Source organism: Sneathiella sp. P13V-1 (genome assembly GCF_015143595.1).
GTDB lineage: Bacteria > Pseudomonadota > Alphaproteobacteria > Sneathiellales > Sneathiellaceae > Sneathiella.
In genome coordinates this window covers 1,164,555-1,183,834 of sequence record NZ_WYEU01000001.1, presented here as the reverse complement: position 1 = coordinate 1,183,834, position 19,280 = coordinate 1,164,555, and the positions used below count along the sequence as shown (strand labels likewise).

Below are 19,280 nucleotides of genomic sequence, written 5' to 3'. Positions count from 1 at the left end.
TCGTGAATTAGCCCTCCGGTGGAACCGTGGCTTTCATGCTTGGACGGGCGGCGAACTCTTCATACCATGCGGCCAGTTTTGAATGACCGTCACGCCAGTTTTCTTCAGCGAAACGGAAATCCAGATACCCAAGCGCACACCCGATGGCGATGGCAGCAATATCTACTTTACCGGCGAAATCGTCAATCTGAGCTTCCAGCTGATCCAAAGATTTATCAATTGCAAGTTTCAGACGGGCATTCCATGAAGGAGAGCGCTCGTCTTCTGGCAACATGGTTGATCCCCACCGACGAGTGAAAGCCGCATCTGTCATCCCGTTTGCAAGGGCGTGCAATGTCATTGTTTTGGCACGAGCCGCTGGTTCCGATGGAAACAATGAGGGACTATCAGAAATGCTGTCCAGATATTCTGCGATCACAATAGAATCAAAAATTACTGTGCCGTCATCCAGTTCAAGACTTGGAATTTTACCAAGTGGATTGGATGGGTTGATGCCTTTAAAAACATCGGTCAGATCCGGGCTGACCATTTCCAATTGATTATCAACACCCTTTTCAAGGGCAGTCACCATTGCTTTACGGGCAAAAGGAGAGGTAGGACTTGAGCAGAATTTCATTGAGCACCTGAGGATTAGATTGGACAAAAAGAAAAGGGCCGACCGAAGTCGACCCTTGTCATTTTTCCGTTCTGGAACGAAAGGTCAAGAATTAATCGTCCGACCTGCTACCGCAAGTGCTGCTTCTTTAACCGCTTCATTGAGTGTTGGATGCGCATGGCATGTACGCGCGATGTCTTCGGAGGAAGCGCCGAATTCCATTGCCAGAACACATTCATGGATCACGGTACCGGCGTCAGGGCCGATAATGTGAACACCCAGAACCTTGTCTGTTTTCTTGTCCGCCAGAATTTTGGCGAAACCTTCGGTGAAACCGTTGGCACGTGCACGGCTATTTGCCATGAACGGAACTTTACCAACGTTATATTCAACACCGGCTTCTTTCAGTTGCTCTTCTGTCTTACCGACAGTGGCAACTTCCGGCCATGTGTAGATCACACCCGGGATTGTGTCGTAATTGATATGAGGTTTCTGACCTGCCATCATTTCAACACAGACAACACCTTCATCTTCCGCTTTATGTGCAAGCATAGGCCCGTCAATCACATCACCGATGGCATAAACACCATCAACGCTGGATTTGAACTGGCTGTCCACAACGATCCGACCCGCTTTGTCCTGTTCTACACCCAGATCTTCCAGACCCAGATTTTTTGTGAAAGGACGGCGACCTATGGCAACCAGAACCACATCTGCTTTCAGCTCTTCTGCGTCACCACCTTTGGAGGGTTCCACTGTCAGAGTTACGCCAGATTTCGCTGTTTTCGCGCCGGTAACTTTCTTGCCGAGCATAAACTTCATGCCCTGCTTTTTCAGAACACGCTGCGTTGTTTTGGCAACTTCGTTGTCAGTTCCAGGTAGAATACGATCCAGAAACTCAACAACAGTAACCTCAGCACCCAGACGGCGCCACACTGTACCAAGTTCAAGACCGATAACACCTGCACCAATCACGATCAGCTTCTTTGGAACTTTTGGAAGTTCCAAAGCACCTGTTGAAGAAACGATCTGTTTTTCGTCAATTTCAACATTTGGCAAAGGTGTCACTTCAGATCCCGTCGCGATCAGGATGTTTTTGCCCTTGATCACTTTGTTCTCTTCACCGGTTACTTCAACACGGCCACCGCCTTGAAGTTCACCATGACCTTTGATGTAAGTGACTTTGTTTTTCTTGAACAGAAACTCGATGCCCTGTGTCAGGCCATCAACAGTTGTGTCTTTCTGTTCCAGCATTTTTTTAAGGTCAACCTTAACGGAACCAACCATGATGCCGCGATTTTCAAAATCATGCTGCGCTTCTTCCAGAAGCTCAGAAGATTTCAAAAGTGCTTTTGACGGGATACAGCCCACATTCAGACATGTACCACCAAGAGCACCGCGTTTTTCAACACAGGCTGTTTTCATGCCAAGCTGTGCGGCACGAATAGCAGCGGTATAGCCACCCGGGCCACCACCGACAACAATCAGATCAAATGTATCGTCGCTCATAAGCTCCCCCTTCAGGGACAGAAATCAGAATTAAACGTCCAGCAGAAGGCGTTGTGGATCTTCCAGTGCGTCTTTCACGCGAACAAGGAATGTCACAGCCTCTTTACCGTCAATGATGCGGTGGTCATAAGACAGGGCCAGATACATCATGGAACGGATCTGGATTTCTCCATCAACTACCATTGGACGTTCCTGAATTTTGTGCATGCCAAGAACACCGGACTGAGGGGCGTTCAAAATTGGAGAAGACAACAAGGAGCCGTAAACACCACCATTGGAAATGGTGAATGTACCGCCTTGCATGTCCGCCATGGAAAGTTTTCCATCGCGGGCTTTCTTGCCAAGTTCACCAATGCCTTTTTCAACACCAGCGAAGCTGAGCTGATCCGCATCGCGAAGAATTGGAACCACCAGACCGTTTGGTGTGCCGACGGCCACACCAATGTGGTAGTAGTTTTTGTAGACGATGTGATCGCCTTCAATTTCCGCATTAACCGCAGGCAGTTCCTGAAGTGCGGAGATACAGGCTTTTGTGAAGAAAGACATAAAGCCGAGGCGAACGCCGTGCTTCTTCTCAAACTGATCTTTGTAGTTTGCCCGCAGTGCCAGAAGGTTTGTCAGATCCACTTCGTTATAAGTGGTCAGCATGGCTGCTGTGTTCTGAGCGTCTTTCAATTTTGTCGCAATGCTTTTACGCAGGCGAGTCATCTTCACGCGCTCTTCACGATCCGCTTCTGTGCGTGAGCCTGTTGCAACAGGTGCCGCCGGAGCTGGGGCCGCGGCCGCCGCTGCAATTGGTGCAGGGGCTGCTGGCGAAACACCGCCATTTTCCATAGCTTCCAGAACGTCGCCTTTAGTGATACGGCCGTCTTTACCGGTACCGCGAATGTTGGCAACGTTCAGGTTATTCTCATCAATCAGTTTCTGTGCCGCTGGCAGAACTTCCGCAGGACCGGATGCTACTGGCGCTGCAGGTGCTGGAGCAGGAGCCGCTGGTGCAGGTGCCGCCGCGGCTGGCGCCGGAGCTGCAGGGGCAGGCGCTGGCGCTTCTTCCTTTTTAGGAGCAGGAGCTGCCACCGCACCGGCTTCACCAGCTGCGATCTGACCCAGAAGGGCGCCCACTTCAACATCTTCCCCTTCAGGAACGACGATTTCTGCCAGACGACCGCTTTCTGTTGCATTGACCTCAAGCGTTACCTTATCCGTTTCCAACTCAAGGATCGGCTCATCTTTGGTAACAGCGTCACCAACCTGTTTAAACCATTGGCCAACAGTGGCTTCGGTAACTGATTCTCCCAGTACGGGAACACGAATTTCTACAGTCATTTCAATTCTTTCCTATTCGGATTTGAGACCGAGTGCATCATTTACAAGGGCGTCTTGCTGACGGTTATGAACTTTCAGCAGACCTGTTGCTGTTGCAGCAGAAGCCGCACGACCCGCATAGCGCGCACGTGTTACTTTCTTCATGCCAACATTCTTGAACGTCTCTTCAAGTTGAGGTTCAATAAAGCTCCAGGCACCCATATTCTTAGGTTCTTCCTGACACCAGACGATATCTTCCACATGCGTAAAGCGTTTCAGCTCTTCCATGAGCGCTTCTTCCGGGTAAGGGAACAATTGCTCAAGGCGCAGGAAGAAAGTTTCTTTCTGGTTCATCTCGTCGCGGCGTGCTTTCAGATCGTAGTAAACTTTACCGGAGCAAAGCACGATCCGTTTCACATCCTTATCTTCACAGAGTTTCTCATTATCATAGAGAACACGGTGGAAGGTTGACCCCGGCCCCATATCTTCCAGTGTGGAAACCGCATCTTTATGACGCAGCAGGGATTTTGGTGTCATCACCACAAGTGGTTTACGGAATTTACGATGGATCTGACGACGCAGCGCGTGGAAGTAGTTGGCTGGTGTCGTGATGTTCACAACTTGCCAGTTATCTTCCGCAGACAGTTGCAGGTAACGTTCCAGACGTGCTGAGGAGTGCTCTGGTCCCTGACCTTCATAACCGTGCGGTAGAAGCATCACCAGACCACTCATACGCAGCCATTTTGCTTCACCACTGGAGATGAACTGGTCGATCAGAACCTGTGCACCGTTGGCAAAGTCACCAAACTGCGCTTCCCAAAGAACCAATGCTTTTGGTTCCGCTAGGGAGTAGCCATATTCGTAGCCCAGAACAGCCGCTTCAGACAGCAGACTGTCGATCACTTCATAATGGGCCTGCTCACCACCAAGATTATTGAGCGGCAGATAACGTTCTTCTGTCATCTGATCCACAAAGACTGAGTGACGTTGAGAGAAAGTACCGCGGCCGCAATCCTGACCGGACAGGCGAACCGGATAGTCTTCTTTCAAGAGGGAACCAAATGCCAAGGCTTCGGCTGTTGCCCAGTCAATACCTTTACCCGTGTCGATCATCTTGCGCTTGTTCTTCAGAACACGCTGCAATGTCCGGTGAACATTGTGCCCTTCTGGAACTTCGCAAAGTTTCTCGCCAATGGATTTCAGTATATCAAGATCAACTGCAGTTGTTCCGCGGCGCGCACCCTGATCAGCCCGCTCGAAACCTTGCCAGCGACCCTCAAACCAGTCGGCTTTGTTTGGTTTGAAGCTGTTGGCTGTTTCAAACTGCTTTTCAAGATAGTCACGGAATTCCTTGATCCAGCCTTCCACCTGATCTTCAGTAACAGTACCTTCTTCGATCAGTTTCTTGGCATAGATCTGCATCGTTGTTGGATGCTGTGCGATAGTCCGGTACATCAGCGGCTGTGTGAAGGCAGGCTCATCGCCCTCGTTATGGCCGTGACGACGGTAGCAGAACATGTCCACAACAACGTCAATTTCAAACTGTTGACGGAATTCGGTAGCGATTTTGGCAACGTGACAAACCGCTTCAGGATCATCGCCGTTCACGTGGAAAATAGGTGCCTGAACCATCTTGCCCACATCAGATGGATACGGGCTGGAGCGGGAATATTTCGGACTTGTTGTAAAGCCGATCTGGTTATTCACCACGAAGTGAATTGTACCGGAAGTACGGTAACCTTTCAGCTCTGACAGACCAAAGCACTCCGCCACGATACCCTGACCGGCAAAAGCGGCATCACCGTGAAGCAGTAAAGGCATGACTTTACCACCTACATTACTTCCGATTTGTGCCTGTTTCGCCCGCGCCTTACCCAGAACAACCGGGTTCACCGCTTCAAGGTGGGATGGGTTCGCTGTCAGGGACAGGTGAACGTTATTGCCATCAAATTCACGATCTGAAGATGTACCCAAGTGATACTTCACGTCACCAGAGCCTTCAACATCTTCCGGGTTCGCTGGATTGCCCTGAAATTCAGAGAATACTGCACGGTAAGGTTTTGCCATCACGTTGGTCAGAACATTCAGACGACCACGGTGAGGCATACCCAGAACAATTTCCTGAACGCCAAGCTGACCGCCGCGTTTGATCACGCCTTCCATTGCTGGAATGAGGGCTTCACCACCATCCAGACCAAAGCGCTTTGTACCCGTGTACTTCACGTTGAGGAAATGTTCGAACCCTTCGGTTTCAATCAGTTTGCGCAGGATGGCAACTTTACCTTCCGGGGTAAATGTCACTTCCTTATGGAGACCTTCGATGCGTTCCTGGATCCACGCCTTCTGGTCGGGCTCCTGAATGTGCATGAACTCTACACCGATGGTGCTGCAGTAGGTGCGCTTTACGATTTCAAGGATTTCGCGGATGGACGATGTTTCCAATCCAAGCACGTTATCGATAAAAATTTCACGATCCCAGTCTTCCTCCGCAAAGCCATAGCTGCGCGGATCCAGTTCAGGGTGTTCTTTTGGAATTTCAAGTCCAAGCGGATCCAGATTGGCCTTCAGATGGCCACGAACCCGGTAGGACCGAATAAGCATAAGCGCGCGGATCGTATCCACAGCCGCTGCACGGATATCCTGCTGAGGAAGGCCTTTCTTTTCGGCCTTTTCAATGGCGCGATAGGCTGCATCACCAAGGATACCATATTCGTCTTCAGGATTAGTTCCGTTCGTGGGAGTCCAGGGAGCGCCGTTTGCTTCGGCGACAACAGTCTCGGCATCGTCACCGAGGGCCTGGAAATATTGCTGCCAACTTGCGTCTACAGAGGTTGGATCATTCTGATAGCGAAGATAGAGATCTTCGAGAAATCCGGCGTTGGAGCCGGAAAGAAAGGAAGAGTTGTCCAATTGCTGAGCCATTTCCGGTCATTTGGGCGGACACGAGGCCCGCCCCCAAAAGTAAATTAAAGTTTCAAACAAGTAGTCCTAGACTACTAACCTTTCAAAACCCTTACCAAAGTAGAACCAAGCGCTGATGGGCTATCTGCGATTGTGATACCCGCGCTACGCATGGCTTCCATTTTATCTTCAGCACCACCTTTACCACCAGAAATGATGGCGCCAGCGTGGCCCATACGGCGACCTGGAGGTGCCGTTACACCTGCGATGAAGCCAACAACAGGCTTCTTCGTTTTCTGTGCTTTCAGGAATTCAGCAGCTTCTTCTTCAGCAGAACCACCGATTTCACCGATCATGATGATGCTTTCTGTTTCATCGTCTTTCAGGAACATGTCCAGGCAGTCGATGAAGTTTGTACCGTTCACAGGGTCACCACCGATACCGATACAAGTGGACTGACCAAGATCAGCCGCAGTTGTCTGAGCAACCGCTTCGTATGTAAGCGTACCGGAACGGGAAACAATACCCACATTACCACGACGGTGAATGTGACCTGGCATAATACCGATTTTACATTCATCAGGAGTGATAACACCTGGGCAGTTTGGACCGATCAGACGTGTACCGCTGTCTTTCAGGGCGCGTTTAACACGCACCATATCCAGAACAGGAATACCTTCAGTGATACATACAACCAGTTCGATGCCCGCATCTACGGCTTCCAGGATCGCGTCAGCTGCGAACGGAGGTGGCACGTAGATCACAGAAGCATTTGCACCCGTTGTGTGAACAGCTTCGTCAACAGTGTTGAAGATTGGCAGGTCGAGGTGAGTTTCGCCACCTTTACCAGGCGTCACACCGCCAACCATTTTTGTGCCATATGCAATTGCTTGCTCAGAGTGGAAGGTGCCTTGAGAGCCAGTGAAGCCCTGACAGATAACCTTTGTGTCCTTATTTACGAGAACGGCCATCTTTACTGCCCTCCCTTCACTTCTTTAACAATCAGCTCTGCAGCTTCACCGAGGTTGCTTGCAGACGTAATATTGATACCGGAGTTAGCAAGGATTTCCTTACCAAGTTCAACGTTTGTACCTTCAAGGCGAACAACCAGTGGCACGCTAAGGGCAACTTCTTTCGCCGCAGCGACAACACCTTCAGCGATCACGTCACAACGCATGATGCCACCAAAGATGTTCACAAGAATACCTTCAACGTTTTTGTCTTTCAGGATGATCTTGAACGCTTCGGTTACGCGCTCTTTCGTCGCGCCGCCACCAACGTCCAGGAAGTTGGCCGGATCACCACCGTTCAGCTTGATGATGTCCATAGTTGCCATTGCAAGACCCGCACCGTTCACCATGCAGCCGATGTTACCATCGAGCTTGATGTAGTTCAGTTCATGCTGAGCCGCTTCCAGTTCAGCTGGATCTTCTTCATCCGGGTCACGCAGTTCTGCAATGCCCTTCTGCCGGAACAATGCGTTGTCGTCGAAATTCATTTTTGCATCCAGCGCAATCACATCACCAGAGCCTGTTACAACCAGTGGGTTGATTTCCACCAGGCTGGCGTCTGTGTCGATGATGGAGTTGTAAAGCGCCATGATGAATTTCACGGCTGCACCAACCTGCTTGCCTTCAAGGCCCAGACCAAATGCAATTTTACGTGCATGGAAAGGCATGACACCTGTTGCAGGGTCAATGCTGACCATGTGAATTTTTTCAGGTGTTTTCGCAGCCACCTCTTCGATTTCCATACCGCCTTCAGTGGACGCCATGAAAGTCACGCAGTCTTTTGCGCGATCGATAATCGCACCGAGATACAGTTCCCGTGCAATGTCACAACCGTCTTCAACATAGACGCGCTTGACTTCTTTACCTTCTGGACCTGTCTGGTGTGTGACCAGTTGCATGCCGATCATGGATTTGGCTGTTTCAACCACTTCCTCGATGGATTTGACAACCTTAACACCACCGCCGAGACCGCGACCGCCCGCATGAATCTGAGCTTTAACAACCCAAACCGGACCTCCCAGTTCCTGAGCGACAGTTTTTGCTTCTTCAGCAGTGTACGCAACCCCGCCTTTCGGCACGGTTACACCGTATTTTCCGAGTAGGCCCTTGGCCTGATATTCATGGATATTCATAATATTTCGCTATTCGCAAATTGTGGCCCCGTAAAAGGGCAAGTTATGACCTTCAAATTGACTATAACAGCCAAAAAAAGGGGTACAACCGTTAAGTTGTACCCCGTTTTTCTAATTATCCCAGGCTTGGGTCGATGCCGATACAGGCTTCGACCAATCCTTTCACAGCATCAACTGAGTTATCAAACATTCCCTGCTCATCTTCGTTCAGGTCAATCTCAACAACTTTCTCGATACCGTTTTCGCCGATAACGGCTGGAACACCGACATACATGCCGTCCAGACCGTATTGACCGTCAACATATGCTGCACATGGCAGAACGCGACGTTTATCTTTCAGGTAGGATTCTGCCATTGTAATGGCACTGGAAGCTGGGGCGTAGAACGCGGAACCAGTTTTCAGCAGGGCTACAACTTCCGCGCCGCCGTTACGTGTACGGTCAACGATGGAGTCGATTTTTTCCTGAGTTGTCCAACCCATTTTAATGAGATCCGGAATAGGAATACCGGCTACTGTGGAGTAACGTGTCAGTGGAACCATGGTATCGCCATGACCACCGAGTACGAACGCTGTTACGTCTTCTACGGAGACGTTAAATTCTTCGGCGAGGAACAGACGGAAGCGCGCGCTGTCCAGAACACCTGCCATGCCAACCACTTTATTGTGTGGCAGACCACATTTTTCGCGAAGGACCCATACCATCGCGTCCAGTGGGTTTGTAATACAGATAACAAATGCGTTAGGTGCGTGTTTCTTGATACCTTCACCAACAGCCTGCATCACTTTGATGTTTGTGCCCAGAAGATCGTCGCGGCTCATGCCTGGTTTACGAGCAATACCCGCAGTTACGATACAAACGTCAGCGCCAGCGATTTCAGCATAATCATCTGTACCAGACATGGCACTGTCGAAGCCGTCCACTGGAGAAGAAGAGGCAATATCAAGGGCTTTACCCTTAGCCATACCGTCATTCAAATCTACGATAACAATATCGCCAAGTTCTTTAAGCCCGGCCAGGTGAGCCAGGGTGCCGCCGATATTTCCGCCGCCAATCAACGCTATTTTTTTGCGAGCCATTCTAATCTCCGGTGTTGATGCTGAAGAACACCTCCGGTGGGAGGCGGTCCTCCTTTGAATTACATTGGTTGGGTACTACTCCCTTTTCGTTTCGAGGGCAAGGTCATGGGGGCAAAATTAACCAAATTTTTGCAGCAAAGTGAATTTTCTGTGTCAGTTGACGATCAAGAGGGGCTTTTTAATAAAAATACACCCTTTGCAGTAAGTAGTTAGTAACGATTGCTTGTTACAGTGAAAGTTGCATTTTTGCGAGAGAGACTGGATCGGCCCGTGACGGCAGCGAAAAAGACAAAACGATTCGTGCGTAACATGGTGGTGTGCGGGGGACTTGCCCTTGCGCTGACCGGCTGTGCGGAAACAATCATTGCAGGTCTGACCATCAGTGAGCTTTTCACTGCGGGTTCAATCGTGTCGTCAATCATGAGCGGTAAAGGCCTGGGTGAACATGCCCTTGATATTGTCACCGGACAGGATTGCCGGATCCTTGATGCCATTTTCAGAAAAGAACGCGCTATTTGCGAGCCCAAAGGATCCGTTGCCACTCAAGATGACTTTAAAGGTCTCATCGCCTTGCTTGACAGCCCTGCAGGTGAACAAATTCAGCTGGCAGACATCCCGATGGGCACTGACCAGTATCCAGACGTCAATGAAAGCGCAAAAAATGCTGCTCCCAAATTACTTGCCGCGCTCACGAGCAAGCACTTAGTGCCGTCTCATGTGCTCACGGCGGAAGACAGCAAGCGCATTATGCATCTGACCAACGCCACATTTAAATTTAACAATCAATATGTCGCTTCGGCGAAATTGGATGTTATGGAAGCAGCTCAACCAGTTGAGAAACAGGATTTGAGAAAGCGCCTGACCCGCGATCTGTTCTGATCCGTCGCTTTATCCCTTTACAACTTTGTTCAAGATTGCTTTAAGGCCAAGATGACTATTCAAGGGCCTTTGGAAAAATATCGCGACATGCGCCGCTCCGGCGACATTCGGCATGATCCTATTCAGGAGCTTGCTGTTGAAAAACTGCAACTGCTGCACAAGCGTCTTGAGAATTACGATCCCCGCACCAGCGCCCACTGGACAGATATCTTCAAACTTGGCGCCCGCAAACCCCGCGTAGAGCCGCCACAAGGTATCTATATGTATGGGGATGTTGGGCGCGGGAAATCCATGTTGATGGATCTGTTTTTTGACACAGCCCCTGTTACTGCCAAAAAGCGTGTCCATTTCCACAGTTTTATGTTGGATGCCCATAGTTTCATCCATGACTGGCGTCAAAACCCGAACAAGAAGGGGGATGACCCCCTTGTTCCCCTGGCGGAGAAAATAGAAAAAGAAGCCTGGCTTCTTTGTTTCGATGAATTTCAGGTCACTGATGTCGCTGATGCCATGATCCTTGGCCGGTTGTTTGAGTTGCTTTTTGAAAAAGGCGTTGTGGTCATTGCCACATCAAACCGTATTCCAGAGGATCTCTATAAAGATGGCTTGAACCGAGAGCTGTTTCTGCCTTTTATTGGCCTGATCAAGGAGCAGTTGGATATCCTGCACCTATCCGGCGGAACAGACTACCGACTGGACCGGCTTTCAAAAAGTCCCGTTTACTTCCACCCTTTAGGATCAGACTCAACGGCAGAACTTGATCGCCTGTTTGATATGCTCACGGAAGGCAACGAGGTTGAAAGTGTTACCTTAAGCCACAAGGGGCGCAGTCTGGTTTTGGACAGAACCGCACGCGGCGCAGTCCGTTGCACATTTGAAGAGCTGTGCGCCCGTCCATTAGGTGCCTCAGACTATCTCCATATCACCGAGAATTTTCATACCCTTGTTCTGGAAGATGTCCCAAAGCTCGGCCCCCATAACCGCAACGAAGCCAAGCGCTTTGTGACCTTAGTGGATGTTCTATACGAGGCCGGCGCTAACCTGATCATCGCGGCGGAAGTGGGCGCAGAACATCTTTATGAAGAAGGGCACGGGCATTTTGAATTTGCCCGTACGGTCTCCCGCCTTATGGAAATGCGATCCGAAGATTACTTGAAAGGAGCAGTTGGCTAGTCCAGAATTGACTTCTGCCAGCCTCCGATTTCACTACCCTCCAGCGCCTCAAACAACGCTTGCCTGTCTTCGGCGGATTTGTTTTGACCAAGTTTTGCTTTTGCTTCCAGGCGACCAACAGGCATTTCAAAGGCGACAATGCCTTTCAGCAACCCCTGGATACGCTTTTCATCAAGCTCGCCCATAGTCCAGGGCTGCTCTCGCCCCTCTTCATTTTCTTTTGTCAGTTTCTCCAGGACTTTGATCACTTTGTCAGGATCCTGAAGGGCGACAGGTGTACCTGTTGCATGAACCGCCACATAATTCCAGGTCGGTACGTTGACATCTGAGGCATAGAAGCGCGGGCTGACATAGGCATGAGGGCCGCTAAAGATCATCCGCGCGGGTTTTCCAAATAACAGATGATGACCATTGGCCTTGGACACATGACCATAAATACATCCGTTACCATATCCCCCATCCGGGTCATAACTTACTGGAAGATGCGTAATAAATGGCAGTCCATCTTCCCCCGTGCTGGCCATGATGGCAAAGCTGGCCTCTGGCAGAAGGGATTTAAGGGTTTCTTTTTCAGGAACTTTGAAATGCGGCGGGATATACATGAATAAAATCCGGTAAGCTGGTTTGCAGGCGCCAGACTAACAGGCGCCTGCAAAAACGAAAGCTCCAGATTAAAAAATCATACAGGGCCACTTATGATTTACCAATTCCTTAGCCGTTCGACGTCCTTGAAAGCGGCCTCATCGTGGGTTGGAATGATTTGCAACTCCGGATATTTCCTTTTCAAATGATGCAGTTGAACGAGGCTTGCCGTTAACCCTTCATCAAATTTGTCTGCTAAATGCTGCCCCAAGGGGGGGCGTTTTGCTGGAATATCCAATGCTTTTTGTGACCAAGAAATATCCCCGATAAATAAAAACCGATTACCAGTTTTCAACGTCACGAACATTCCTACGCTGCCGGCCGTATGGCCCGGAAGCGGCACCAGCACAATGGATCCGTCCCCATACAGATCCAGCGACCGCTCAAAACTTTCGTACTTCACAGGATCAAAAGTGATAAATTTCCAGTGCAATTCTTCTTTCAGGTAATCTTCGGGAAAGAACCCATCTGCCCCGCTACCATGGTCCCGGCCCCAATTAAATTCATCTTCCGTGGTCCAGATTTCCTTATCGGGAAACCCTTCGATCACTCCGGTATGATCCCAATGCAAATGGGTTAGCAGAATGAAATCTATATCCGCCGCTGATAAGGAAGAGGCTTCTAACTGTTCCCGCGCCGTCCCTTCAGCCGTATAGGTGAAAATGCTGCGTTGAAAACTATCGAAGTTTCTTTGCATCTTCGCAGCCACGTCACCACCAATACCACCCTCAAACATGAAGGTACCCTTTGGATGCTGCACCACCATCCCCGAATAAACAGACGTATGGGTTTCGATCAAACTTCCGCCGCTATAAATAAAGGCTTCAGGAGAAATGTTGTGCCCTGTTGAGAAATACCCCAGACGAACATTTCCCATTTTCTGAACGTCCATATTCACTCCAGATGTCTCATAATTGGGGACTGGGTAAGCGGCCACATCAATCTTTCGCGGCCAGAAATGCCACGTCAAAATCAGGGCGAAGATTATCAATAACAACGCTGCAATGGACGAAATAGCTCTAAGCATCATGTTTTCCTGATTAATTTTTAAACAACGGGCGCAAGGAAGCGCAGATATTTTCAAGGGGGGCTGTGGATTGTTGCGCACGGCATAAAATTAGCGCGCCTTCAACCGAACTTAAGAGAAGTGACGTCAAGGACCGGAGATCTGGATGAGTGCAATTCAACTGGGCAAGCGCACGCAAAGTTTCTTCGTGCCAATTGTCGAAGACCTGCCTAACTGCTTTAGTTATTTCAGGTGACTCTGGCACCATTTCCAATGCAATTGAGCTCACCGGACACCCCTTTTGAAAAGCGGATTCATCCAGAAGGTGCGCAAAGGCAGCTACTACAGTTTCCAAATATTCAATCGGAGAAACAGATTGCTCCAACGCAGTCACTAGAATTTTTTCAACAACGGCTCCACCTTGCTCTATGGCTGCTAAAGCGATTTCTTCTTTTCCCCCCGGAAAATGGAAATAGATAGATCCCTTAGGCAAATTACCTTTTGCGGTAATCTGATTTATCCCCATGGCGTGAAATCCGTTGCGTTGCAATAGATCTGAGGCCACCTCGATAATGCGCGCTTTGGTTTGAATACCCTTGGTCATAACAATTCTCATAAAATATATAGAACGGTCTATTTATTTTATGATGTTGCAGTCGTCAACAATCCAAGGAAGTTATCAATTCATTTTGTGTCGAAGATTACAAAATGCCTTTGAAATAATACCAACCGAGAGCCCAATATTCCTTCAGCACGATTTGCCAATAAAGGAAACCACGAAAAGATGGAAGTAGGTCGATACCATTGAGCTCACCATCTTTTTCACCAACGATCACCTGTGAAACCGAAAACCCCTTAGCCTCCAATGCGGTTTTCGTTCGGAATGCATGACTCCCTGTTGTTATTAGAATTACATTACTGAACTCCACTTTCAGTAATGTATCGTTTATTTGGGAAATATGATCACGTGTTCGGGTTCCTCCGATCCGAACAAGGACAGGTACGTCTTTGTTGTAACGGCTTGCAATTATGTCAGCTTCTTGTTTATCGGTGGTTGAAGCAATCATTGGTAAATCAAGTTCTTTAGCGATTTTTATGGCATGGGCCATACGTCGTCCTGTCGCGTTTGTGAGATCCTGATATCCAATATCGGGATCTGAACTACTACCATTTGTAATCACGACTATGACTTCCGCCTTTTGCACCGCGGAGTTACCGACTTTCAAAACGCCAATATCAATCGGCATAAACAATATCTTGGGAATCAACGGAATGCTCATCACCAAAAAGGCAGTGCACAGAATTCTAAAAAAGCGCGAATTTGCTCCTACTAACGCATACGCGCCTGCAGCGATGACACACAATAACATAATGCTTGGTACATTGAGGCTTGCCGACAAAGTACTGGTTACATATTCGAACATCTTTCCCCCAAAACAAAAAAAGGCCGCCTGAAAAGGCAGCCTTTTTCAGAGATATCTCAGCACCGATTAACCGCGGCGCTCTACCATCATTTTCTTGATCTCTGCGATCGCCTTGGCCGGGTTCAGGCCTTTTGGACATGTATTCGCACAGTTCATAATGGTGTGACAGCGATACAGGCGAAACGGATCTTCAAGATTATCCAGACGTTCCCCTGTAAATTCGTCACGGCTATCAGCCAACCAACGATATGCCTGAAGCAGGATAGCTGGGCCTAAGAACCGATCAGAATTCCACCAGTAACTTGGACAGGATGTTGAACAACATGCACAGAGAATACACTCATACAGGCCGTCCAGTTTTGCACGATCTTCTTTAGACTGCAGACGCTCCCGATCAGGTGGCGGAGGTGTCTGTGTCTGCATCCATGGTTTAATAGACGCATATTGTGCGTAGAAGTTTGTGAGATCCGGAACCAGATCTTTCACAACTGGCTGATGCGGCAGTGGGTAGATATTGATGTCACCATCAACTTCATCCATACCTTTTGTACAGGCCAGTGTGTTTGTACCGTTGATATTCATCGCACAGGAGCCACAAATACCTTCACGGCAGGAGCGACGGAATGTGAGGGTCGGATCAATTTCATTTTTAATCTTGATCAGACCGTCCAAAATCATCGGACCACATGTATCCAGATCCACATAGTAAGTATCTACATGCGGGTTTTCACCATCATCAGGAGACCAACGGTACACATTGAAAGCCTTCAGGTTCTTCGCGCCTTCCGGTTTCGGATGTGTCTTACCCGTGCCTACTTTGGAATTTTTAGGTAATGCTAACTCTACCATTTCTATCTTCCCTAGCTCTTAGTAAACCCGGGCTTTGGGTTTAATGTAATCAATTTCATCGGTCAGTGTGTATGTGTGAACCGGACGGTAATCAATACGAACACCTTCACCATCGCTGTGGTAAGTGAGCGTGTGCTTCATCCAGTTTTCATCATCACGATCCGGGAAGTCTTCACGGGCGTGCGCGCCGCGGCTTTCTTTCCGGTTTTCAGCCGCTGTCATGGAAACAACCGCCTGACGGATGAGGTTATCAAGTTCCAGAGTTTCGATCAGGTCAGAGTTCCAAACGAGGGAACGGTCTGTTGTCTTGATCGCGGACATCTGTTTTTCAACTTCACCGATTTTCTTTACACCAGCCTGCAGGCTTTCACCTGTACGGAACACCGCACAGTCGTCCTGCATCACGCGCTGCATGTTGTCACGGATTGTCGCTGTAGACATGTCACCGTTTGCGTTACGGAAGTGATCCAGACGGGCAACCGCAGCTTCAACCGCACCTTTTTGAAGTGGTGAATGTGGTGTGTTTGGTGTGATTGTGTCTTTCGCACGAAGGGCCGCCGCACGGCCAAACACAACAAGGTCGATCAAGGAGTTGGAGCCCAGACGGTTCGCACCGTGAACCGACACACACGCCGCCTCACCCACAGCCATCAGGCCTGGTACAACCGCATCTGGATTACCGTCTTTCAGGTCAACCACTTCACCGTGATAGTTGGTTGGAATACCACCCATATTGTAGTGAACTGTTGGAATAACCGGGATCGGTTCTTTGTTCACGTCAACACCCGCAAAGATGCGCGCGCTTTCGGAAATACCTGGAAGACGTTCTTCAATCATTGCCTGATCAAGGTGATCAAGATGCAGGAAGATGTGGTCTTTACGACTACCAACACCGCGGCCTTCACGAATTTCCATTGTCATGGAACGGCTCACAACATCGCGGCTGGCAAGGTCTTTGGCGCTTGGGGCATAACGTTCCATGAAACGTTCACCTTCACCGTTCACCAGATAACCACCTTCACCGCGCACACCTTCAGTAATCAAGCAGCCTGCGCCGTAGATCCCTGTTGGGTGGAACTGAGTGAATTCCATATCCTGAAGCGGAAGTCCTGCACGCAGAACCATACCACCGCCGTCACCTGTACATGTATGTGCAGAAGTACAGCTGAAGTAAGCACGGCCAAAACCACCCGTTGCCAGTACCACCATGTGGGAGCGGAACAGGTGAAGTGTACCATCTTCAAGGCAAAGACACAGAACGCCTTTACACGCGCCATTTTCGTCCATGATCAGATCAAGGGCGAAATACTCGATGTAGAAGTCAGTGTCATATTTCAAAGACTGAGAATACAGTGTGTGCAACATGGCGTGACCTGTACGGTCAGCCGCGGCACAAGTGCGCTGCGCTGCTGGGCCTTCACCGAACTGAGTTGTCATGCCACCAAAAGCACGCTGGTAGATTTTGCCTTCTTCAGTACGGCTAAATGGCATACCGAACTGTTCCAGTTCCAGAACAGCTTGCGGGGCCTCGCGGCACATATATTCAATGGCGTCCTGGTCACCAAGCCAGTCAGAACCCTTAACAGTGTCATACATGTGCCACTGCCAGTTATCTTCACCCATGTTACCAAGGGACGCGGAAATACCGCCCTGCGCCGCAACTGTGTGAGAACGGGTTGGGAATACTTTCGTAACCGCGGCGGTTTTCAGACCTGCCTGCGCCATGCCCATAGTTGCACGGAGACCAGCGCCACCGGCACCGACGACAACTACGTCATATTTGTGTTCAATAATAGGATATGCTTCAGACATTTACTTTATCCCCCGAAGGCCAGCTTAAGAACGGCCAGCGCTGAGGCAAGACCAACAATTGTGCAAAAGAAAGTGTTCAGCAGAACAAGAACCGTTTTGGTTCCCTCAGTGTGGATATAGTCTTCAATAACAACCTGAAGACCCAGCTTCAGGTGATAGAAAACCGCACCAATCAACAGCAGAAGCACAAGAGATGTGAATGGCAGGCTCAGGATTTCGCGAACGCGTGCGTAATCTGCACCAACCAAGGATACCACATAAGCAATTGCGATCACAAAAAGCGGGATCATGGCAATCGCCGTTACGCGTTGGTGCCAGTAATGGGTTGTGCCTTCTTTGGCGGAGCCCAGATGGCGAACATTTTTAAGAGGTGTTCTCATGCTCATGATCAGGCTCCCATTCCGTATGCGATAACCCAGGTCAGCAGTGTGAGAACCACAGAACCAACAATGGCTGCCATGCCGGATTTGCGCATGGTAGGCAGCTCGAAGCCTTTACCGGAATCCCAGAACAGGTGACGAATACCGTTACAAAGGTGATAGAAAAGCGCCCATGTAAAACCAAACATGACAAGGCGGCCGAACCACGATGAAATGAAGGCACTGACGGTTGCAAATGCTTCCGGGCCAGTTGCGGCGGCAATAAGCCACCAGGCCAGAAGAAGGGTTCCTACACCCATCGCAACACCCGTGATACGGTGCGTGATGGAAGTTACCATCGTGATCTGCGGCTTATAAATCTGCAGATGCGGCGATAGGGGTCTTTCTATATTCGCCATGGATATCTCTCTAGCTAGGCTTTCAATACGTTACTGAACAGCTTGTTTTTTCGGACGGATTTTAAGGCGGGCTAACGCGAAGTCAACAAAACCCGACGAAATATCCGTCCTTTATACCTAAACTGTGGCTTTTGGCAATATCACCCAGTAATCCAAATCCAAAACAACATTTGGATCCCGTTTGCCATCTTCACCTTTGTCAGGGAAATCTTCGCAAGTTGCGTTCTTCACACCCAATGTCCGGATACGAAGCGCGCCCGCATCACTGCGCCCCGGAATATCCGCTTTATCCAGCACTTCACTCCAGGCAAAAATGGTATCACCGGCAAAGGTTGGTGCCGTATGTGACCCGCCATTAATCGCCCCGATAAAGAAGGCGTTGCCAAGACCGTTAAAAGACAAGCCACGGGCAAGGCTGATGATATGCCCCCCATAAATCAGACGGCGACCCATGCGGTCATCTTTCATCATGTGTTGATTGAAGTGAACCTTGGCCGTGTTTTGATAAAGACGTGTCGCCATCATATGTTCGGCTTCTTCAATGGTCATACCGTCCACATGGTCGATCTTCTCGCCCACGTCATAATCATCGAAGAAATGAGGGGAGCCAGACAAGGTGGCGTCCACGTTGCTAAAGTCCAGATCTGCTGGAAGCTGGAAATTGGCCGGATCAACAACTTCAGGAAGGTCCGGCAATACAGTTTCCGGTGCAGGCGCATCAACGTCTTTTTTGCGCACCATCACCCAGCGCACATAATCCAGAACAACCTCACCCAACTGGTTTGTGCCTGTGGAGCGAACATAAACCACACCGGTTTTGCCATTTGAGTTCTCTTTAAGGCCAATGACTTCAGATGTGGTCTGTACACTATCACCTGGATAAACTGGGGCCAGAAAACGCACATCTGCATATCCAAGATTGGCAACCGCGTTTAAGGAAACATCCGGTACGGTCTTACCAAAGACAATGTGGAACACCAGTAAATCATCAATCGGCGCAGCCTGCAGGCCACAATCAATGGCAAAACTGTCGGCAGATTGAAGGGCAAAGCGTCCGCCATAAAGGGCCGTGTAAAGGGAAACATCCCCTTCTGTAATGGTGCGTGGTGTCGCGTGATTTAGAACCTGACCTAATTTGAAGTCTTCAAAATAGTTTCCAGGATTTGTTTTTGTGGATCCCATCATC

General features: G+C 49.4%; 18 protein-coding genes. 2 read left to right on the top strand and 16 right to left on the bottom strand.

Annotated features, from left to right (window positions below; genetic code table 11):
- Positions 1-7 precede the first annotated feature (7 nt).
- The 7 genes from GUA87_RS05715 to mdh form a co-directional block, all read right to left on the bottom strand.
- Positions 8-616, bottom strand: a complete 609-nt coding sequence (locus GUA87_RS05715; RefSeq protein WP_193715534.1) for a glutathione S-transferase family protein — start codon at positions 614-616, stop codon at positions 8-10.
- An 84-nt stretch (positions 617-700) separates the two neighbouring features.
- On the bottom strand, positions 701-2,104 hold the full coding sequence (gene lpdA / locus GUA87_RS05710) for a dihydrolipoyl dehydrogenase (RefSeq protein ID WP_193715533.1): 1,404 nt from the start codon (positions 2,102-2,104) through the stop codon (positions 701-703).
- Between the two features lie 30 nt (positions 2,105-2,134).
- On the bottom strand, positions 2,135-3,430 hold the full coding sequence (gene odhB / locus GUA87_RS05705) for a 2-oxoglutarate dehydrogenase complex dihydrolipoyllysine-residue succinyltransferase (RefSeq protein ID WP_193715532.1): 1,296 nt from the start codon (positions 3,428-3,430) through the stop codon (positions 2,135-2,137).
- Positions 3,431-3,442: 12 nt separating this feature from the next.
- A complete protein-coding gene (locus GUA87_RS05700) occupies positions 3,443-6,331 on the bottom strand; it encodes a 2-oxoglutarate dehydrogenase E1 component (protein WP_193715531.1) in 2,889 nt (962 codons plus the stop codon).
- Between the two features lie 74 nt (positions 6,332-6,405).
- Positions 6,406-7,281 (bottom strand): succinate--CoA ligase subunit alpha, encoded by an 876-nt coding sequence (gene sucD, locus GUA87_RS05695; protein WP_193715530.1) that lies wholly within the window; start codon positions 7,279-7,281, stop codon positions 6,406-6,408.
- A 2-nt stretch (positions 7,282-7,283) separates the two neighbouring features.
- Positions 7,284-8,453, bottom strand: a complete 1,170-nt coding sequence (gene sucC / locus GUA87_RS05690; protein ID WP_193715529.1) for an ADP-forming succinate--CoA ligase subunit beta — start codon at positions 8,451-8,453, stop codon at positions 7,284-7,286.
- 115 nt (positions 8,454-8,568) lie between these two features.
- Positions 8,569-9,531 (bottom strand): malate dehydrogenase, encoded by a 963-nt coding sequence (gene mdh / locus GUA87_RS05685; protein WP_193715528.1) that lies wholly within the window; start codon positions 9,529-9,531, stop codon positions 8,569-8,571.
- A gap of 270 nt (positions 9,532-9,801) precedes the next feature.
- Here mdh and GUA87_RS05680 point away from each other — a divergent pair, with 270 nt between their 5' ends.
- Together GUA87_RS05680 and zapE are read left to right on the top strand one after the other, a co-directional pair.
- Entirely contained in the window at positions 9,802-10,410 is a 609-nt protein-coding gene (locus tag GUA87_RS05680) for a hypothetical protein (protein ID WP_193715527.1), read from the top strand.
- A 51-nt stretch (positions 10,411-10,461) separates the two neighbouring features.
- On the top strand, positions 10,462-11,583 hold the full coding sequence (gene zapE, locus GUA87_RS05675; RefSeq protein ID WP_193715526.1) for a cell division protein ZapE: 1,122 nt from the start codon (positions 10,462-10,464) through the stop codon (positions 11,581-11,583).
- On the opposite strand, the gene GUA87_RS05670 is transcribed toward zapE, so the two are convergent.
- From GUA87_RS05670 to GUA87_RS05630, 9 genes are all read right to left on the bottom strand, one after another.
- Positions 11,580-12,185, bottom strand: coding sequence for an FMN-binding negative transcriptional regulator (locus GUA87_RS05670; protein ID WP_193715525.1), 606 nt, complete (start codon positions 12,183-12,185; stop codon positions 11,580-11,582). The genes zapE and GUA87_RS05670 overlap by 4 nt on opposite strands.
- A 98-nt stretch (positions 12,186-12,283) precedes the next feature.
- On the bottom strand, positions 12,284-13,255 hold the full coding sequence (locus GUA87_RS05665; protein WP_193715524.1) for an MBL fold metallo-hydrolase: 972 nt from the start codon (positions 13,253-13,255) through the stop codon (positions 12,284-12,286).
- Between the two features lie 10 nt (positions 13,256-13,265).
- Positions 13,266-13,835 (bottom strand): TetR/AcrR family transcriptional regulator, encoded by a 570-nt coding sequence (locus GUA87_RS05660; protein WP_193715523.1) that lies wholly within the window; start codon positions 13,833-13,835, stop codon positions 13,266-13,268.
- 97 nt (positions 13,836-13,932) lie between these two features.
- Positions 13,933-14,655, bottom strand: a complete 723-nt coding sequence (locus tag GUA87_RS05655; protein ID WP_193715522.1) for a YdcF family protein — start codon at positions 14,653-14,655, stop codon at positions 13,933-13,935.
- Positions 14,656-14,721: 66 nt separating this feature from the next.
- Positions 14,722-15,504 carry a succinate dehydrogenase iron-sulfur subunit gene (locus GUA87_RS05650; RefSeq protein ID WP_193715521.1) on the bottom strand — a complete coding sequence of 261 codons (783 nt, stop codon included), beginning with the start codon at positions 15,502-15,504 and terminating at the stop codon, positions 14,722-14,724.
- Between the two features lie 18 nt (positions 15,505-15,522).
- Positions 15,523-17,316, bottom strand: coding sequence for a succinate dehydrogenase flavoprotein subunit (gene sdhA, locus GUA87_RS05645; RefSeq protein WP_193715520.1), 1,794 nt, complete (start codon positions 17,314-17,316; stop codon positions 15,523-15,525).
- 5 nt (positions 17,317-17,321) lie between these two features.
- Positions 17,322-17,702, bottom strand: a complete 381-nt coding sequence (sdhD, locus tag GUA87_RS05640; RefSeq protein ID WP_193715519.1) for a succinate dehydrogenase, hydrophobic membrane anchor protein — start codon at positions 17,700-17,702, stop codon at positions 17,322-17,324.
- 2 nt (positions 17,703-17,704) lie between these two features.
- Positions 17,705-18,094, bottom strand: a complete 390-nt coding sequence (gene sdhC / locus GUA87_RS05635) for a succinate dehydrogenase, cytochrome b556 subunit (protein WP_193715518.1) — start codon at positions 18,092-18,094, stop codon at positions 17,705-17,707.
- Positions 18,095-18,211: 117 nt separating this feature from the next.
- Entirely contained in the window at positions 18,212-19,276 is a 1,065-nt protein-coding gene (locus GUA87_RS05630; protein WP_193715832.1) for a MaoC family dehydratase, read from the bottom strand.
- Positions 19,277-19,280: the final 4 nt, after the last annotated feature.

Excerpts from the sequence above, each read along its gene's own strand:
- GUA87_RS05715 (WP_193715534.1), bottom strand. The coding sequence starts at position 616 with ATGAAATTCTGCTCAAGTCCTACCTCTCCTTTTGCCCGTAAAGCAATG.
- lpdA (WP_193715533.1), bottom strand. The coding sequence starts at position 2,104 with ATGAGCGACGATACATTTGATCTGATTGTTGTCGGTGGTGGCCCGGGT.
- odhB (WP_193715532.1), bottom strand. The coding sequence starts at position 3,430 with ATGACTGTAGAAATTCGTGTTCCCGTACTGGGAGAATCAGTTACCGAA.
- GUA87_RS05700 (WP_193715531.1), bottom strand. The coding sequence starts at position 6,331 with ATGGCTCAGCAATTGGACAACTCTTCCTTTCTTTCCGGCTCCAACGCC.
- sucD (WP_193715530.1), bottom strand. The coding sequence starts at position 7,281 with ATGGCCGTTCTCGTAAATAAGGACACAAAGGTTATCTGTCAGGGCTTC.
- sucC (WP_193715529.1), bottom strand. The coding sequence starts at position 8,453 with ATGAATATCCATGAATATCAGGCCAAGGGCCTACTCGGAAAATACGGT.
- mdh (WP_193715528.1), bottom strand. The coding sequence starts at position 9,531 with ATGGCTCGCAAAAAAATAGCGTTGATTGGCGGCGGAAATATCGGCGGC.
- zapE (WP_193715526.1), top strand. The coding sequence starts at position 10,462 with ATGACTATTCAAGGGCCTTTGGAAAAATATCGCGACATGCGCCGCTCC.
- GUA87_RS05670 (WP_193715525.1), bottom strand. The coding sequence starts at position 12,185 with ATGTATATCCCGCCGCATTTCAAAGTTCCTGAAAAAGAAACCCTTAAA.
- GUA87_RS05665 (WP_193715524.1), bottom strand. The coding sequence starts at position 13,255 with ATGATGCTTAGAGCTATTTCGTCCATTGCAGCGTTGTTATTGATAATC.
- GUA87_RS05660 (WP_193715523.1), bottom strand. The coding sequence starts at position 13,835 with ATGACCAAGGGTATTCAAACCAAAGCGCGCATTATCGAGGTGGCCTCA.
- GUA87_RS05655 (WP_193715522.1), bottom strand. The coding sequence starts at position 14,655 with ATGTTCGAATATGTAACCAGTACTTTGTCGGCAAGCCTCAATGTACCA.
- GUA87_RS05650 (WP_193715521.1), bottom strand. The coding sequence starts at position 15,504 with ATGGTAGAGTTAGCATTACCTAAAAATTCCAAAGTAGGCACGGGTAAG.
- sdhA (WP_193715520.1), bottom strand. The coding sequence starts at position 17,316 with ATGTCTGAAGCATATCCTATTATTGAACACAAATATGACGTAGTTGTC.
- sdhD (WP_193715519.1), bottom strand. The coding sequence starts at position 17,702 with ATGAGCATGAGAACACCTCTTAAAAATGTTCGCCATCTGGGCTCCGCC.
- sdhC (WP_193715518.1), bottom strand. The coding sequence starts at position 18,094 with ATGGCGAATATAGAAAGACCCCTATCGCCGCATCTGCAGATTTATAAG.
- GUA87_RS05630 (WP_193715832.1), bottom strand. The coding sequence starts at position 19,276 with ATGGGATCCACAAAAACAAATCCTGGAAACTATTTTGAAGACTTCAAA.